The organism is Acidovorax sp. FG48, assembly GCF_057809085.1.
The window spans coordinates 16941-33701 of the sequence record NZ_JBMDJH010000031.1; the positions used below are offsets into that span (position 1 = coordinate 16941).

The 16761-nt window shown below is 65.2% G+C and carries 17 protein-coding genes and 1 pseudogene; 5 read left to right on the forward strand and 13 right to left on the reverse strand.

Annotated elements, in window-relative coordinates; all coding sequences use genetic code 11:
- Window positions 1-69: 69 nt before the first annotated feature.
- Window positions 70-1320 carry a YihY family inner membrane protein gene (locus ACODSU_RS24220; protein WP_488806864.1) on the reverse strand — a complete coding sequence of 417 codons (1251 nt, stop codon included), beginning with the start codon at window positions 1318-1320 and terminating at the stop codon, window positions 70-72.
- Window positions 1321-1341: 21 nt separating this feature from the next.
- On the opposite strand from ACODSU_RS24220, the gene ACODSU_RS24225 reads away from it, so the two are divergent.
- Genes ACODSU_RS24225 through ACODSU_RS24240 form a run of 4 tightly spaced genes read left to right on the forward strand, consistent with a single transcriptional unit; the run spans window position 1342 to window position 4375 of the window.
- A complete protein-coding gene (locus ACODSU_RS24225) occupies window positions 1342-1773 on the forward strand; it encodes a DUF2069 domain-containing protein (RefSeq protein WP_488845445.1) in 432 nt (143 codons plus the stop codon).
- Window positions 1774-1830: 57 nt separating this feature from the next.
- On the forward strand, window positions 1831-3246 hold the full coding sequence (locus ACODSU_RS24230; RefSeq protein WP_488845447.1) for an FAD-binding oxidoreductase: 1416 nt from the start codon (window positions 1831-1833) through the stop codon (window positions 3244-3246).
- Between the two features lie 19 nt (window positions 3247-3265).
- A complete protein-coding gene (locus tag ACODSU_RS24235; RefSeq protein WP_488845449.1) occupies window positions 3266-3733 on the forward strand; it encodes a GNAT family N-acetyltransferase in 468 nt (155 codons plus the stop codon).
- Between the two features lie 21 nt (window positions 3734-3754).
- Window positions 3755-4375 (forward strand): SMI1/KNR4 family protein, encoded by a 621-nt coding sequence (locus ACODSU_RS24240; RefSeq protein WP_488845451.1) that lies wholly within the window; start codon window positions 3755-3757, stop codon window positions 4373-4375.
- Between the two features lie 144 nt (window positions 4376-4519).
- Here the strand turns inward: ACODSU_RS24240 and ACODSU_RS24245 are convergent, their stop codons facing one another.
- The 11 genes from ACODSU_RS24245 to ACODSU_RS24295 all read right to left on the reverse strand — a co-directional run bounded on the left by ACODSU_RS24245 (window position 4520) and on the right by ACODSU_RS24295 (window position 15444).
- On the reverse strand, window positions 4520-5008 hold the full coding sequence (locus ACODSU_RS24245; RefSeq protein ID WP_488845453.1) for a GNAT family N-acetyltransferase: 489 nt from the start codon (window positions 5006-5008) through the stop codon (window positions 4520-4522).
- Window positions 5005-5280 (reverse strand): hypothetical protein, encoded by a 276-nt coding sequence (locus ACODSU_RS24250; protein WP_488845454.1) that lies wholly within the window; start codon window positions 5278-5280, stop codon window positions 5005-5007. The genes ACODSU_RS24245 and ACODSU_RS24250 overlap by 4 nt, the downstream gene beginning before the upstream one ends.
- A 73-nt stretch (window positions 5281-5353) precedes the next feature.
- Window positions 5354-6388: a PfkB family carbohydrate kinase gene (locus ACODSU_RS24255; RefSeq protein WP_488845456.1), complete on the reverse strand. Its 1035-nt coding sequence runs from the start codon at window positions 6386-6388 to the stop codon at window positions 5354-5356.
- 21 nt (window positions 6389-6409) lie between these two features.
- Window positions 6410-7894, reverse strand: a complete 1485-nt coding sequence (gene xylB, locus ACODSU_RS24260; protein ID WP_488845457.1) for a xylulokinase — start codon at window positions 7892-7894, stop codon at window positions 6410-6412.
- A gap of 122 nt (window positions 7895-8016) precedes the next feature.
- Window positions 8017-8952, reverse strand: a complete 936-nt coding sequence (locus ACODSU_RS24265; protein WP_291445812.1) for an AraC family transcriptional regulator — start codon at window positions 8950-8952, stop codon at window positions 8017-8019.
- Window positions 8953-8982: 30 nt separating this feature from the next.
- Complete coding sequence (dalD, locus tag ACODSU_RS24270; RefSeq protein WP_488845459.1) at window positions 8983-10383, reverse strand: D-arabinitol 4-dehydrogenase; 1401 nt, start codon at window positions 10381-10383, stop codon at window positions 8983-8985.
- A 19-nt stretch (window positions 10384-10402) separates the two neighbouring features.
- The gene (locus ACODSU_RS24275; protein WP_488845461.1) at window positions 10403-11137 is read right to left on the reverse strand and encodes an SDR family oxidoreductase; all 735 of its coding nucleotides are present in this window, start codon (window positions 11135-11137) and stop codon (window positions 10403-10405) included.
- 5 nt (window positions 11138-11142) lie between these two features.
- Window positions 11143-12186 carry an ABC transporter ATP-binding protein gene (locus ACODSU_RS24280; protein ID WP_108625858.1) on the reverse strand — a complete coding sequence of 348 codons (1044 nt, stop codon included), beginning with the start codon at window positions 12184-12186 and terminating at the stop codon, window positions 11143-11145.
- A 49-nt stretch (window positions 12187-12235) separates the two neighbouring features.
- A complete protein-coding gene (locus ACODSU_RS24285) occupies window positions 12236-13075 on the reverse strand; it encodes a carbohydrate ABC transporter permease (RefSeq protein WP_488845464.1) in 840 nt (279 codons plus the stop codon).
- 14 nt (window positions 13076-13089) lie between these two features.
- Complete coding sequence (locus tag ACODSU_RS24290) at window positions 13090-13953, reverse strand: carbohydrate ABC transporter permease (RefSeq protein WP_488845466.1); 864 nt, start codon at window positions 13951-13953, stop codon at window positions 13090-13092.
- A 159-nt stretch (window positions 13954-14112) separates the two neighbouring features.
- Entirely contained in the window at window positions 14113-15444 is a 1332-nt protein-coding gene (locus ACODSU_RS24295) for an ABC transporter substrate-binding protein (RefSeq protein WP_488845468.1), read from the reverse strand.
- A 437-nt stretch (window positions 15445-15881) separates the two neighbouring features.
- Between ACODSU_RS24295 and ACODSU_RS24300 the strand changes: the two genes are divergently transcribed.
- Window positions 15882-16175 carry a DUF4148 domain-containing protein gene (locus tag ACODSU_RS24300; protein ID WP_110959105.1) on the forward strand — a complete coding sequence of 98 codons (294 nt, stop codon included), beginning with the start codon at window positions 15882-15884 and terminating at the stop codon, window positions 16173-16175.
- Between the two features lie 103 nt (window positions 16176-16278).
- Here the strand turns inward: ACODSU_RS24300 and ACODSU_RS24305 are convergent.
- A pseudogene (locus ACODSU_RS24305) lies at window positions 16279-16584 on the reverse strand (GNAT family N-acetyltransferase); the annotation flags it as partial.
- Window positions 16585-16761: the final 177 nt, after the last annotated feature.

The following is a 16761-nucleotide window of genomic DNA, read 5'->3' on the forward strand; positions in this document are numbered from 1 at the left end:
GCAGCATGCCTGACTAGCTATTACTTATATAGCAACCGACTGCTGTTTGAAGGCGCCCACCCGCTCCGCTCAACGCGCCTGCAGCACATCCGCCATGCGCAAGGTTTCCAGCTTCGCGTTGGCCCACAGCGGTCCCAGGCTGTCCACCCGCTGCAGCAGCAAGCGCTGCACCAGGGGCGCCAGCAAGGTGCTTTCAGGGTCGGCCAGCAACACGTAGCGGGACTCGGGCACGTCGGCCGCACTCACGGCGGCATCGCTCACCTGCCCCACCCAGTCCAGCGCGGTCAGGGCTTCCAGCACCGGCTGCAGTTGCAATCCATCCACCCGCAACAGCTGGGCCAGCTGGCTGGGGCGCAGGCCTTTGGCGGGCTGCTGGCGCGCGCGGTGCAGCGCCTGCAGCACCTCCACCGCTAGCTGAAACGTCCAGCCCGCCACAGTGCCACGCCGCGCCACGCCCGCCAGCAGGCTGGGCAGGTAGGCAGTGACCACCGCACCCAACAGCACAATGACCCAGGCCACATAGATCCACACCAGCAAGATGGGCAGCGTGGCAAACGCGCCGTACACCACCGAGTAGGTGGGCACCTTGCCCAGGTACACCGCCAGCACCTTCTTGGCCAGCTCGATGCACACCGCGACAAAAAAGCCGCCCGTCCAGGCGTGCCGCCATTTCACCGGCGTGTTGGGCACATAGTGGTACAGCGACGCCATGCCGCCCGCCAGCACCACAAACTGGATCGAGTCGAACAGCAGCTGCACGCCATCTGGCAGGCGCTTGACCAGCCCGCCCGAGGCCGACATCACATAAGACGTGAGCGCCAGGCTCGCCCCCATCAGCAGCGGGCCCAGCGTGATGGCCGCCCAGTAGATCAGCACCCGCTGCCCCAGCGGACGCAGACGCTGCACGCGCCAGATGTCGTTGAGCGTGCGGTCGATGGTCAGGATCAACGCCAGCGCCGTGGCCAGCAGGATGCTGAACCCCGCCACCCCCAGGCTGCTTGCCTTGGCCGCAAACTGCGTGAGGTAGCCCAGCACCTGCCGCGAGATGCTGTCGGGCACCAGGCTACTGACCAGCCAGCCCTGCAGCGCATCCTGCAGCTTGCCGAAGATGGGAAATGCGGTGAACACCGCCAGCGCCACGGTAAAAAACGGCACCAGCGCCAGGATGGTGGTGAAGGTCAGGCTGCTGGCCGTGAGGCCCAGATGGTCCTCGCGGAAGCGCTCACGCAGCGTCTGGGCCGTGGTCTTCCAGGGGAAGTGCGACAGTTCATTGATCAGCGCCTCAGTGCGCGAGCCGACTGTCTGTAGGGAAAGAGGCATGGCCGATATGATGCCACCCCAATGACTGCCTCCCCCGCCAACTCTCTCCCACCGTCCGACAGCGGTGTTGCCGCCACGCGCTGGCTTGCCACCGGCAGCCTGCTCGCCCTGATTGTTCTGTGCCTGGCCTGGGAGCTGGTGCTGGCCCCGGTACGGCCTGGCGGCTCGTGGCTGGCCATCAAGGCGCTGCCGCTGTGCATCCCGATGGCGGGCATCCTGAAGAACCGCATGTACACCTACCGCTGGGTCAGCCTGGTGATCTGGCTGTATTTCACCGAAGGCGTGGTGCGTGGCTGGGGCGACAAGCCGCCATCGCAGTGGCTGGCCTGGGGCGAAGTGGCCCTGTGCCTCGTGCTGTTCACCGCCTGCACCCTGCATGTGCGCGTGCGCCAGCGCAACGCCAAGGCCGCCGCGGCGGCGGCAGAAGCCAGCTCGGCTGCACCCGCCCCCTGATGCCCCTGGCGCAGTCCTCCGCTACCCGATCCACCCACTGAACCCGTCGTTTCACCCATGACCACCCTGCTCGACACCCTGCGCACCATCGTCGGCCCCGCACATGTGCTCCACGAAGGCGACCTGACCGCCTGGGAGCAGGACTGGCGCCGCCGCGTGCGCGGCAAGGCCCTGGCCGTGGTGCGCCCCGCCAACACGCAAGAGGTGGCCGCCGTGGTCAAGGCCTGCGCGGCAGCGGGCACCGCCATCGTGCCCCAGGGCGGCAACACCGGACTGGCCGTGGGCTCCACGCCCGATGACAGCGGCACACAGATCGTGCTGAGCCTCACGCGCATGAACGCGGTGCGCAGCGTGGACACCGACAACCTGACCATGACCGTGGAAGCGGGCTGCATCCTGCAAAACCTGCAGGACGAGGCCGAGAAGGCTGGCGTGCTCTTCCCCCTGAGCCTCGCAGCCGAAGGCAGCTGCACCATCGGCGGCAACCTGGGCACCAACGCGGGTGGCACGCAGGTGGTGCGCTACGGCAACGCGCGCGACCTGTGCCTGGGCCTCGAAGTGGTCACGCCCCAGGGCGAGGTGTGGGACGGCCTCAAAGGCCTGCGCAAGGACAACACGGGCTACGACCTGCGCGACCTGTTCATCGGCAGCGAAGGCACGCTGGGCATCATCACCGCCGCGACGATGAAGCTCTACCCCCAGCCCGCCGCCAACCTCACCGCGTGGGCGGCTGTGCCTTCGATGGAACACGCTGTGGCTTTGCTGGGTCTGGCACACAAGCAGCTGGGCGCGGGCCTCACGGGCTTTGAGGTGATGGGCCAGTTTGCGCTGAGCCTGGTGGGCAAACACATGCCGCAGCTGCGCGTGCCGTTTCTGGGCGACGACAACGCGCCGTGGTGTGTGCTGCTCGAAAACTCCGACAGCGAATCCGAAGAGCACGCCCGCGCTCGATTCGAGTCGCTGCTGGAAACCGCGTTTGAAATGGGCTGCGTGACCGACGCCGTGGTGGCCGAGAACCTCACCCAGGCGCACCAGCTGTGGCACATCCGCGAGAGCATTCCCCTCGCCCAGGCCGAAGAGGGTCTGAACATCAAGCACGACATCTCGGTGCAGATCTCGCGCATCCCCGCCTTTGTGGCGCACACCGATGCGGTGCTGCAGCGCGAGATCCCGGGCGTGCGCCTGGTCAACTTCGGCCACCTGGGCGATGGCAACCTGCACTACAACGTGCAGGCACCGGCAGAAGGCGACCCCAAGGCCTTCCTGCGCGAGTACGAGGCGCATGTGAACCACCTCGTGTACGAGGCCGTGGCCCAGTTTGGCGGCTCATTCTCGGCCGAGCATGGCATCGGCGAACTCAAGGCCGACAAGCTCGCCAAGTACCAATCGCCCGTGGCGCTCTCCATGATGCGCGCCATCAAGCAGGCGCTCGACCCGCAGGGCATCATGAACCCCAAGCGCGTGCTGCAGTAAACCCACAGAAAGCTGCTTCATGACCGCAGCCATCACCGTGCGCCCGGTTCAACCCGAAGACTACGCCGCCTGGCGCCCACTCTGGGACCGCTACAACGCGTTCTACGGCCGCTTTGGTGCCACCGCGCTGCCAGAGCACATCACGCAAACCACCTGGCAGCGCTTTCATGACGCGGCAGAGCCCATGTTCTGCCTGGTGGCACAAAACGATGCCAGCGGCGAGCTGCTGGGCCTCACGCACTATGTATTCCACCGCAGCATGACGCGCATCGAACCCGTGTGCTACCTGAGCGACCTGTTCACCCGCGAGGCCGCGCGCGGCCGGGGTGTAGGGCGGGCGCTGATCGAAGCGGTGTACGACTCAGCGCGCGCCGCAAAGTCGTCGCGCGTGTACTGGCAAACCCATGAGAGCAACACCGCCGGGCGCCAGCTGTACGACAAGCTGGCCAAGCACCACGGCTTCATCGTGTACGCCCAAGAACTCTGACCGCTGCCCCAAGGACCTGCGATGACCCTGCCCGACCTGCACCGCGCCATTGCCGAACACACCGGCACCTTCCTCTGCGAGCGCATCAACAAGCGGCAAGAAACCAAAACGGTGAACTTCCAGCACCACATCCAGCCGCCTGCAGCGCTGGATGCGCCACTGCCCGACGTGGGCCAGTTGCCAGCGTTCTACGCCACGATGGGCGGCGTTTTGCTGTACCACGACGCCAACACCGGCGATGCGGCCCGCTACATCGCCCCGCCCGCTGAATGGCCCACATTGCAGGAGGCGTTTGAGGGCTGGACGGAACATCTGAGTGACGAAGAACGCGAAGAGATCCTGCCCGACTGGATTGCGCACTGCCTGGTGATTGGCGAAACGCCGCATTCAGGCAACTACATCCTGATGGCGACCGATGGCGAGTGCGCCGGCCAGGTGTTCGAGTTTGACCACGATGGCTTTGAGTTCACCCACGCGGCTGACGACCTGGTGGACTACGTGCAGAGCCTGCTCCACCTCGAGAGCCAAATGCTGGCCAATATCGCCTCGCACATGCGCTTCATCGACAAGAACACGGGGGCCCAGTGGTGGATTCTGGAAATGAACGACAACCAGGGCCACCGGGTGCGTACCGACGTGTGAGGTGCGTCGGGGGTGAGGGCACCAATTGCTATTAAATTGAGAGCTACTAGCGCATACAGATTGAGCGCCAGAGGCTCTTTTTGCTATATAGATCGCTAACTCGCCCGTGACCCGAGGGTTGGCGCCGCCGCACACAAGGTGACGTCACAACACCTTGCGCATGGGCTGCGCCTGTAGCCCGGCCCACGTTTGCGCTACGCCATGCGGCACATAGCCGTGGCGACGGTAAAAGGGCTCTGCCGTGCGCGTGCTCTCCAGGTCCAGCGTTGCGAGCCCCGCCTCGCGGGCATGGGCTTCGATGTTCTGCAGCAAGGCCCGCCCTACCCCCCGGTGCAAGGCATCCGGCACCACGTAGCACAGCGCCAGCGTGGCCTGCGCCCGCAGCGCAAAGCCCACCATCGTTTCGCCCCGGTATGCGCCCCACGCTGCAGCACCCGGCGCGGCCATCCACGCGGCCAGGTTCTCGGGCGTCTTGTTGGCCAGCCAGGCTGTCAGGATGGCAGCGTCATTGGCATGGTCGAGCACGCAGCAGTGGGTGATGGACTGGCGGGTGACCGCACAGGCAGCCTCGGCCGCATCTGCCCCCACAGGCATGACGCAAAGGGTTTCGGCGGCAGCGTCGGCGGGCGTCATGCCGATGCGGCCCGCGACAGACCAACCAGCAACACCGCCACCACGGCATAAAACGCGGATCCGGCGATGTACACCCCGGTCGCAGTCACCACGCGTTGACCATCGCGCCGAAACGACAACGCCCCGGCGGGAGCAAACATGCGGGCTTCCCTGTTGCGCGCATCTTCCGTGCGCCAGCGCCCGAGGCTGAGCGCACGCACCAGCAGTGCGCCGGTGGCTATCAGCAGCACATCCACTGCCGACCACAACACCGCAACCACAAGATCAGTCATGGGCATCCCCGGCGAATTGACGATGCTTGATCATAGACATGCCGCTCCCAGGGGTGCGGGCACAAGCCCCCTGTCAGTGCGGGTCTTGGGCGGCGGGATGCTGCTCGCTCCATGCGCGTGCAGCCGCCCAGCCCGGCGGCACGCAGCCCTGCTCCATCACACACAGGCTGGCGCTGGCCAGCGCATGGCGCAGCGCCTGCAGGCAGGCGTCGGCCGTCAGCCCGTCCACAAACTGCGCAAAACTCGCAACCCCAGCGGCCTGCGACTGCCTCAGCAAATGCGCCAGCAACCCAGCCAGAAAGCTGTCACCCGCGCCCACGGTATCCACCACCTGCAGCGGATGGGCCTCTTTGGCAAAACACCGCGCGCCGTTGCGGTGCAGCAGCCATGCGCCTTCCGCGCCCAGCGTCAGCGCCAGCAGGTGCGCCTGCGGGTTGGCGGCGAGCAGGTGCTGGGCGCGGGCCAAGGCATCCCCACCCGGCACGGCCAGATGCTCCAGGTCTTCGTCGCTGGCCTTGATGATGTGTGCATGGGCCAGTGCGGCGTGCACCGCGGAGCGGTAGGCTGGCAGGTCGGGCATGACGGAGGGGCGCAGGTTGGCATCGACCACCGCGCAGCGGCCTGCGGCGCGCTGGGCGGCCAGCCACGGCAGGTAGATGGCCGTGTCGCGCGCGTCGAGTGCCAGCGCGCCGGTGCAGACCAGCTGCAGTGCGGGCAAGGCGGCGCAGCTGTCACCCAGGCCTGCGGCGGACACGGCACGGTCTGCCACGCCTTCGCGGTAGAAGGCGTAGTCGGGGTGGCCTTGCGCATCGAGGTTGACCACGGCCAGGGACGTGACTTGCTGCACAGGCTCAGGCTGGGCCAGCACCACGCCGTCGGCCACCAGCTGCGCCGCCAGCTCGCGGCCAAAGCGGTCGCGCGACAAGGGGTTGAGGTACTGCGTGCCAACTCCTTGCCGGGCCAGCGCGCGGCACAGGTTGTAGAGCGCGCCGCCCAGACACGGCAGGTAGCTGCCATCAGGGCGGCGGATGAGGTCGATGAGGGCCTCGCCGGCGATGGCGGCGTGGATAGGCGTCGTGGCGGTAGAGGTGTTGGGTGCAGAAGTCATGGTGGCTTGTTAGGCAGCAGATCAGAACTGCGATTGCAGCGCGGGGTACAGCGCGACAAAGCGGGCATAGCGTTCGGCCAGCAGGGCTTGCTGCGCAGGCTGTGGCACGAAGGTGGCGTCAGCGGGCAAGGGTTGGCACCAGTGGGCTTCGTCCCCCCCGCAGGCCATCGCCGCCAGGCGCGCGGCGCCCAAGGCGGCCGCAGCGTGTGCACCCTGCGGGCGTTGCAGTGGAGTGCACAACGCGCTGGCCAGCAACTGCGCCCAGGGGTTGCTGCGGGCACCGCCACCAACCAGTGCCAGGGCTGCGCCAACATCACTTGATGCCCTGCCCTGCCTGGCCCCGGCGGCACGCATGGCATTGAGGCCATCCAGCAAGCCAAAGCCCACACCTTCCATCACCGCATAGGCCAGGTCGGCAGCTTCGTGCTCGGCGCGCAGGCCCATGAAAACGCCGGTGGCAGCCGCATTGTTGTGCGGCGTGCGCTCGCCGCTCAGGTAGGGCAAAAACAGCGGTGCCTGCGCCTGGCGGGTGGTGCCGAGGGTGCCCACGGCGTCCGACAGTTGCGCCTCGTCGCTGCGCCCTGTGAGCCGCGTGACCCAGCCAAACGCACTGGCCGCGCTGAGCATGACCGCCATGTGGTGCCAGCGCTGCGGCAGCGCGTGGGCAAAGGCGTGCACGGCACGCTCGGTGGCGGGTGCAAAGGCATCCGTCACACGAAAGACCACGCCCGAAGTGCCCAGCGACACAAAGCCCTGCCCCGCAGTGCGGGCGCCCACACCCACAGCACTAGCAGCGTTGTCGCCCGCGCCTGCAGCCACGACGACAATGCCACCAAGCCCCCAGCGGCGTGCCACATCGCTGCGCAGCGTGCCCGTGGGCGCACTGCCCTCGGCCAGCGCGGGCATGTGCGATGTATCGAGTCCGCAGGCCTGCAGCATGGCCGGGCTCCAGGTGCGGGCCTGCACATCCAGCCACAGGGTGCCCGATGCGTCAGACATGTCACTCACCGCATCACCGGTGAGCTGCAGGCGCAGCCAGTCCTTAGGCAGCAGCACAGTGCGGATCTGGTCAAACACGACGGGCTCGTGCGTTCGAAGCCACAGCAACTTGGGCGCGGTGAAGCCGGGCATGGCGAGGTTGCCGGTGATCTGGCGGGACGTGGGTACCGACTTTTCCAGCTCTACACATTCGTCACTGGCCCGGCCGTCGTTCCAAAGGATGGCCGGGCGCAGCACTTGGCCTTGCGCGTCCAGCACCACGGCGCCATGCATGTGGCCCGAGAGGCCGATGCCCCGTACCTGCGCCCACGCAGCAGGCACCTGTGCGCGCAGCTGCGCCACGGCGGCTTCCACCGCCGCCCACCAGTCTGCAGGGTGCTGCTCGCTCCAGGTGGGATGGGGGCGGTGCTGGGGCACGGCGGCATCTGCCGTAGCGACCACAGTGTGCGCATCGTCCAGCAGCAGGAGCTTGACACCCGAGGTGCCTAAATCGATTCCGAGGTACATGGGGAATGACCGATGTCAGTGATTCACAGTGAAAGACAGCGCCCTGCGCAATGCGTCTGACGGCTGCATGCCTTGAGAGAACGACCGGGTACACCTCATCAATGAGGCCGTCCCTGCGGGGCTCAGGACGTTTTGCCAAACCTTCCCGCACCCTGCTTGCGGTACTCGCTGGGCGTCATGCCCTTGATGTCCAGAAAGCGGCGGTTGAAGTTGGCCATGTTGTTGAAGCCAACGTCATACGCGATGTGCGTGATGTAGCGCTCGGTCTCCATCAGCAGTTGGCACGCGCGGTTCACGCGCACCAGGTTCACAAAGTCGGTGAAGGTGTTGCCCGTGGCCCGGCGGAAGAAGCGGGAGAAGCGGCTCTCTGTCATGCCCAGCTCCTGCGCCAGGTCGGCCGCCGACAGCGGCTCGGCCAGGTGGTCGGTGATGCGGCTCACGATGGCGTTGATCTGGTCGAGCTGAGTGTCGTCGTCCTCGCTTTGCAGCTGCGTGCTCGACAGCAGGCGAAAGTCGGTGCAGCGGGCCAGGTCGCTCAGGAACTCACAGAACGCGCCAAACCGTGCCAGGCCTTGGCGCGCCTTGATGCGGTGCCAGTGCTCTTGCGCCTGCGCCTCCATGCCGAAGAATTCGATGCCGTGGCGTGCGCGCTCGAGCAGGGGCAGCACCTCGCGCAGCTCAGGAATGCTTTCGCTGCTGGCGACCAGCGGCGCGTGCGAGAACTGGATCACCAGGTCGCGCAGCGGCACACCGCCTTCGGGCAGGTCCATGCTGATCCAGTTGTGCGGCAGGCGCGGACCGGTCAGCACCAGTTGGCCGGGCTGGAACTGCCCGATCCAGTCGCCCACAAACACCTTGCCTGACGTGGCGGTGATGAGGTGCAGCTCGTACTCGTCGTGGTAGTGCCAGCGCGCCAGCGGCGTGGGAAAACCGTGCGACAGACAGCGGATGAACCCCGCCGTCTCGGGCGGCTCGTAGCCCAGCGCGGGCGAGCGCACATAGTCGTGCTCCAGCTCGGGCTTGGTCTGGCGCGGGGCGGTGGGCGTTTTCACGGTCATGGCAGTGGGTGGGCCGAAGTTACACCAGCATCAGGCGCCTGTCCGCTGCGCCACAAAGGCCAGCACGCGGGCATACGCTTTGCGCAACGCGTCTACGAGTCGGGGGTGGCCGGCCATCTCGCCCCACAAGGTTGTATCGGCTGCAAAGGCCGCCACGGGGTTAGCGGCATCGCAGATGGCGTGGGCCACGGCCGGGTCCATGGCCTGGTCCTGGTAGATGTAGGGGATCTGCCCCGCATGCCAGCGCTGCAGGTAGGCCAGGAACAGTGCGGGCAGCATGGCGACGCTGTCAAACGACGCCTTGCGCGCCAGCTTGTCGCGGATGGTGGGCGCAATCATGCCGGGGATCTTGGAGAACGCGTCCATGGCCACGCGCTGGTTGGTGTCGGCAATGGCGGGGTTACCGAAGCGGTCCAGCACCACGTCGCGGTAGCGCTCCAGGTCGATGGGGCACGGCAGCAGCACGGGGATCGCGTCGTCGGTCACGTAGTCGTAGGCCATCTGGCGGATGGCGGCATCGTGCGTGCCTTCGTGGATGTACTGGTAGCCCGCCAGCGTGCCCGCCCAGGCAATGCAGCTGTGGGTGGCGTTGAGCAGGCGGATCTTGGCCTCTTCGTGCGCCTGCACCGACTGCACCATCTCGACGCCCACTGTCTCCCACGCGGGGCGGCCGGCTATGAAGTCGTCTTCGATGACCCACTGGATGAAGCTCTCGCCCATGAGCGCTGCCTTGTCGTCCCAGCCTGTGGCAGCCCTCACCCGCTCGCCCACATCGGGCGTGGGGCGCGGGGTGATGCGGTCCACCATGGCGTTGGGACTCGTGGTGTTCTGCTCCACCCAGGTTTTCAGTGGCGCATCGCCCAGCGCGTCGATGAACTGCAGCAGCCCGCTGCGCGAGCGCTCGCCGTTGTGTCGCAGGTTGTCGCAGTTCATCAGCGTCACGGGGCCCGCACCAGCCGCCATGCGCGCGCGCAGGATGCTGACCAGGCCGCCGTAAATGGTGTGGCCTGCCTCCCCGGCCTTGACTGCCGCGAGGTCTGCGCGCAGGTCGGCAAAGGTGGGCCAGTCGAGCTGGTTGTGCGCGTCGAGGTAGTAGCCTGCCTCGGTCACCGTGAAGCTGATGATGCGTGTGGCGGGGTCGGCACCCATGGCAATCAGCGGGGCCAGATCGTCCTGGTAAGGAATCACGCGCTGAATGGACTCGATCACGGCGTAACTGCGCTCGCCCTGGGGTGTGACCGTCTCCAGCGTGTAGCGGCCACCCTGCGCCTGCAGGGCAGCGATGGTGTCGGCCATGTCGGGGCGCAGGTTGCCGCCCGCGATGGCCCAATTGCGGTCATCGGTGGTGCCCTGCTGGCGCAATGCGTGGACATAGACAGCCTGGTGCGCGCGGTGGAACGAGCCCAGGCCCAGGTGCAGGATGAAATTCATAGTGCGTGACAGCGGGTTTCTAGAGATCAAAATTCGTGGGCATCATCACGACGTCGCGGATGGTCATGCCGCGTGGGCGGGTGAGCATGAACAGCACCACCTCGGCCACTTCAGAGGCCTCGATCAGGCTGCCGCTGGCCTTGGCTTCAGCCAGCTTTTCGGCAGGCCAGTCGGCCAGCAGCGAGGTGATGACGGGCCCGGGCGAGATGGAACCCACGCGGATGCCGTGCTTGAACACCTGGCGGCGCACGGTCTGCACAAAGCAGTTGATCGCCCACTTGGACGATGCATAGACGGGCTCCCACGGCGTGGGGAAATGCGCGGCCAGCGAGCTGGTGACGATGATGTCGCCCGTGCCGCGCTCGATCATGTGGGGCAGCACGTTGTGCACGTTCTTCATCACCACGTTGACGTTCAGGTTGAGCATGCGATCGATGGCGTCAGAGTCGGCATCGACGAGATCACCGCCCACATACAGCCCCGCATTGGCATGGAAGATGTCGAGCGGGCCCGCGATGTCCAGCGTGCGCTGCAGCAGGCTGGCGCACTGCCTGGCATCCAGCAGATCGAGCACCAGCGGCGAAGCGCGTTCGCCAATGGCCGCACAGGCCTTGGCCAGCGCGGCCTCATCGCGGTCGATCAGCACCACGCGTGCGCCCGCATTGGCCATGGCCTGGGCGCTGGCAAACCCGATGCCAGAGGCCGCGCCAGTGATGGCTGCCACCTTGCCTTGGAGTGGGTCTTGGAGGCTCATGACCGTCATGCAGCTTGGCGGGCCACCACGCGGCCTTGGGGGTCGAACCAGTGGGCTTGCGAGGCGTCGATATCCAGGCTCACCGCATCGCCCGCGCGCAGGCCAGTGCGGTCGTTCTGGCGGGCCACAAACTGCGCTCCGCCGGGGGTGCTCACGTAGATCAGGGTTTCAGCGCCCAGCGCTTCCACCAGGTCCACCTGGCCTGTCACTGGCGTAGCGCCGGTGTTGCGCACGGTGATGTTCTCCGGGCGCAGGCCAATGGCGCCGCCCTCAGCCCCTGCAGGCGCCTGCTGTTGCACGGGCGGTGGCAGCTGCGGCAAGGGCACCACGTTCATCTGCGGCGTACCGATGAACTGGGCCACAAACTGGTTGGCGGGCCGGTCGTACAGCTCCAGCGGCGTGCCCACCTGCTCGATGATGCCGTCGCGCAGCACCACCACACGGTCGGCCAGCGTCATGGCCTCGACCTGGTCGTGCGTCACATAGATGGTGGTGGCGCCCAGGTCGCGGTGCAGCTTGGCGATCTCCACGCGGGTCTGACCGCGCAGGGCGGCGTCGAGGTTGGACAGTGGCTCGTCGAACAGGAATACTTTGGGCGCGCGCACGATGGCGCGACCGATGGCCACGCGCTGGCGCTGACCGCCCGACAGCTCCTTGGGCGTGCGCTGCAGGTACTGCGTGAGGTTGAGGATGCGCGCAGCGTTCTGCACCTTCTCGTCGATCACCTGCTTGTCGACCTTGGCGAGCTTGAGCGCAAAGCTCATGTTCTCGTACACGCTCATGTGCGGGTACAGCGCATAGCTCTGGAACACCATGGCCAGGTCGCGCTTGCTGGAGGGCTGGTCGGTGATGTCGCGGCCGTCCAGCATCAGCGTGCCGCCGTCAATGTTTTCGAGCCCCGCGATCAGCCGCAGCAGCGTGGACTTGCCGCAGCCCGAGGGGCCGACGAAGACGATGAACTCGCCCTTCTGGATGGAGAGGTCGATGCCCTTGATGGCGCGGTGCTCGCCAAAGAATTTCTCGATGCCGCGCAGTTGAAGGTAGGCCATGGAATCGGGTTCCTGAATGCTTGAAAACTGGGGAGATGAACGCTGCGCTTTACTTGACCGCGCCGAACGTAAGACCTTGGACGAGCTGCTTCTGGCTGAACCAGCCAAACACCACTATGGGCGCGATGGCCATCAGCGATGCCGCAGATAACTTGGCCCAGAACAGGCCCTCGGGACTGGAGTACGAGGCGATCAGCGTGGCCAGCGTGCCGGCCTTGGCGGCGCTCAGGTTCAGGCTCCAGAACGCCTCGTTCCATGACAGCACCAGGCACAAGAGGCCGGTGGATGCGAGCCCACCCATGCCCAGCGGCAGCAACACCAGGCGCACCTCTTGCCACAACGTCGCACCGTCCATGCGCGCGGCTTCCAGAATCTCGCGCGGGATGTCCTTGAAGTGCGAGTACAGCATCCAGACCATGATGGGCAGGTTGGACAGTGCAAACACGATGATGAGCGCGAGCTGTGTATCGAGCAGGTGGCTCTTTTGCGCCAGCACGTAGATGGGCACCAGCGCACCCACGGCGGGCATCATCTTGGTCGAAAGCATCCACATCAGGATGTCCTTGGTGTACTTGCCTTTGAAGAAGGCCATGGCATACGCAGCGGGTGCAGCGAGCACGAGCCCCAGCACGGTGGACAGCACGCTGGTGATGACCGAGTTCTTGGCGTAGAGCAGGTAGTCGCTGCGCTCCTGCACTTCGTGGAAGTTCTCCAGCGTGGGCGTGAAGACAAACTGCGGCGGCACAGCAATGGCCTGAAGTTCTGTCTTGAAGGCAGTGAGAAACAGCCAGGCCAGCGGAAACACCAGCAGCAAGGCCACGGCCCAGGCCACGGCGGTGCGCAGGGCCAGCAGCCCCAGCGGGAATTTCGAACGGCGTCGAGTCGTCATGGAGTGCGCCTTTGCTACTTGTCGAGGTTTTTGCCAACCATGCGGATCAAAAACACCGCCGCGATATTGGCCAGCACCACCGCAAACAGCGCCCCGGCCGAGGCCACGCCGGCATCGAAGTTGAGCAGTGCCTGCTTGAAGATCAAAAAGGTGACGTTGGTGCTGGCATCGCCCGGCCCGCCGGCCGTGGTGGTGTAGATCTCGGCAAAGATGCTGAGCAAAAAGATCAGCTCGATCATCACCACCACCGCCACCGAGCGCGCCAGATGCGGCACGTACAGGTAGCGCAGCTGCTGCAGGTAGTTGGCGCCGTCCATGCGCGAGGCTTCGAGCTGCTCGTGGTTCATGCTCTGCAGCGAGGTCATGAAGATCAGCGTGGCAAAGGGCAGCCATTGCCATGACACCATCACGATGACGGAGAACAGCGGGTAGTCGGTGAGCCAATCGACCGGCTGCGCGCCGAAGAACATCCACACTTGGGCGAGCACGCCGTAGATGGGGTTCATCATCATGTTCTTCCACATCAACGCGTTCACCGTGGGCATGACAAAAAACGGCGAAATCAGCAGCACCCGCACGATGCCCCGGCCCGCAAACGGCTCGTTGATCAGCAGCGCAATCGCAATGCCAGCCACCACCGTGATGAGGATCACGCTGCCCAGCAGCAGCAGCGTGTTGACCACTGCCGTGCCAAACGAAGGGTCGGTGACGAAATACTCAAAGTTCTCCAAACCGGCAAAACCGGTCTGGTCCGGCTGCATCAGGTTGTAGCGGATGAGCGAGAAGTAGATCGTCATCACCAGCGGCACGATCATCCAAAGGAAGAGCGTGGCCATGGCTGGTGTGAGCAGCAGGCGGGGGAGCAGGCGGCGGTTCATGGGAATTCCGATACAGACTTACACAGCGCAGTGAGGCAAGCGCCCTGTGGGCGTAGCGAGCGGCCCGAGGTGGGGGTGCTGTACCGCAGTCGTACTCCCGTACGGCGAGGAACACCGCCCCCCCAGATCGGGCCGCGCAGTAGCCCAATGGGTGCTTGCCTATTTGTAGTAGCCGGCCTTCTTCATTTCGCGGTCAGCCGCCACCTGGCCGGCCTTTAGCGCGGCGTCCACCGTTGTCTTGCCTGCCAGGGCTGCACTCATCTGCTGCCCCACCGCGATGCCGATGGCCTGGAACTCAGGAATCGCCGCGAACTGCACACCCACATACGGGCTCTTTGGCAAGGTCGAATCCGTGGGGTTGGCCGAGTCGATGGCGGTCTTCTCTGCGGCGGCAAAACGCGCGGCCTTCTGGAATTCCGGCGAGGCGTAGGTGCTCTTGCGCGTGCCGGTGGGCACGTTGGCCCAGCCGTTGGTCTTGGCGACCAGTTGGATGTAGTCCTTGCTGGTGGACCAGGTGATGAACTTCTGCGCGGCTTCCACCTTCTTGGACCCTGCGGGGATCGCCAGATTCCACGACCACAGCCAGTTGGCGCCCTTGGGAGTGTTCATGGTGGGCGCCTGGGCAAAGGCCATCTGGTCGGCCACCTTGGACTGCTTGGGGTCGGCCACGAACGACGCGGCGATGGTCGCATCCACCCACATGCCGCACTTGCCGGAGTTGGTCAGCGCCAGGATCTCGTTGAAGCTGTTGGCCGACGAGCCGGGCGGGCCGTAGTTCTTGAGCAGGTCTACGTAGAAGGTGATCGCATCCTTCCAGGGCTTGGATTCGAGCTGCGGCTTCCACTGCATGTCAAACCACTGGCCGCCAAAGGTGTTGACCAGCGTGGTCAAAAAGGCCATGTTGTCGCCCCAGCCCGGCTTGCCGCGCAGGCAGATGCCATACACGCCGTTCTTGGGATCGTGGATCTTGGCGGCCAGGTCCTTGATCTGTGGCCAGGTGGGGCGCTCGGGCACCTGCACGCCGGCCTTGTCGGCCAGGTCCTTGCGATACATCAGCATCGAGCTTTCGCCATAGAAGGGCGCGGCAAACAGCTTGCCGTCGATGGACAGGCCGTTGCGCACGGCGGGCAGCAGGTCGTCCACGTCGTAGGCGGCGTCGGTTTTCAGCTCCTGCAGCCAGCCCTTCTTGCCCCAGATGGGCGCCTCGTACATGCCGATGGTCATCACGTCAAACTGGCCGCCCTTGGTGGCGATGTCGGTTGTCACGCGCTGGCGCAGCACGCCCTCTTCCAACGTCACCCACTTGAGCTTGATGTCGGGGTTGGCCTGCTCGAAGTTCTTGCTGAGCTTTTGCATCTCGATCATGTGGCCGTTGTTCACGGTGGCAATCACGAGTTCGGTCTGCGCGTGCGCAGCGGCGCCGCACAGCGATGCCGCCAGGGCAGCAACGGCCAGGGCCAGGCGGGTGTGTGGACGGGTGGAACGGGGCATCGGAACGTCTCCTGCGTAGTTGGTATGGATCTGCCATTCAACGCCAGTCGGATCGCGGCATTGATGGACTGAACGATACCGATGCTCTGATGCTCAGTTGATACTTTGAAAAGCCATACACATACTAAATTTCGCCAGAATCTCAGGATTTATACCTAGATCCATCAATTGGGTATGTGCATTGCGGGCCCGGGATGCCTGCCTTAGCGCTGAGTAGCCCAGAGCAAATTCCGCACAGAGGCGCGCTTCGTACGTGTCACTGTTTCCAAAACTGGAACAGTCAGTTTGCGACTGCGTAGTTTTTCTCCGAAGACCATCGGCGTACAGTTCAACCCATCGATGAGCCGAACCCGCAAGGCGACTCACCGAACCCGGTTCAGGAATGGTTTTTGACCCGGCTTTTTTGAGACGCTTTTTAACTTTCAAGGATTTTCATCATGAACAACACCGCACGTTTCCTCTCCATCGCCGCTATCGCTGCTTTCGCTTCTTTTGGTGCCCAGGCTGACGAAGCCGATGCTTCGCAATTCGCTACCAAGTTCGAAACCAACCGCACCCGCGCTGAAGTGCAAGCCGAAGCCGCTACCGTGGCTCAAACACGCAGCATCGAACCCGCTGGTTCGCGTGTGGTGACTTACAAGTCCACCGCCGACCGCGCTGCCGTGCGTGCCCAGGCTGCTGAAGCTGTGCGCACCGGCAAGATCCCATCGGGCGAAATCAGCGCGATGTAAGAACGCAGAGCTTCCCCGGTGGTAGCCTCGAACGGTTGCTGGCCTAGACCCCGGACTCTGAAAGGGCTCCCACTTGGGAGCCCTTTTTGCTTGGGCAACCGGCTCAGGCCACCAGCGTCTTGAACATCACATGGGCATCGACATAGCCCAGCGTGTGGTGCCTGAAGGCCCCGGGCAGCGTGCCCACGATCGCAAAGCCCAGGCGCTGCCACAGCCGCACGGCGCGCACATTGCTGGCCACCACCAGGTTGAACTGCATGGCCCGAAAGCCCATGGCCACAGCCTGCTGCTGCGAGTGCTCGCACATCAACGACGCCACGCCCTGCCCCTGCGCAGCCGGTGACACCACATAGCCGCAGTTGCACACATGGGCGCCCTGCCCAGGCTGATTCGGCTTGATGAAGTAAGAACGTGTTTGCGATCTTTTCGGGGCCGCGTTGGGGCGCAATCGGGATGAGTGGATGCTTCGGATGCGCCGCATGGGCTCGTGCCCACGCAAGCAGTCGAGGCGTCCAATCGCCCGATTTCGCCCCAACCCTTCGGGCAAGTGCCTTGCCGGGCGGTCTGCGGCGTTGGGGGGGGGGGG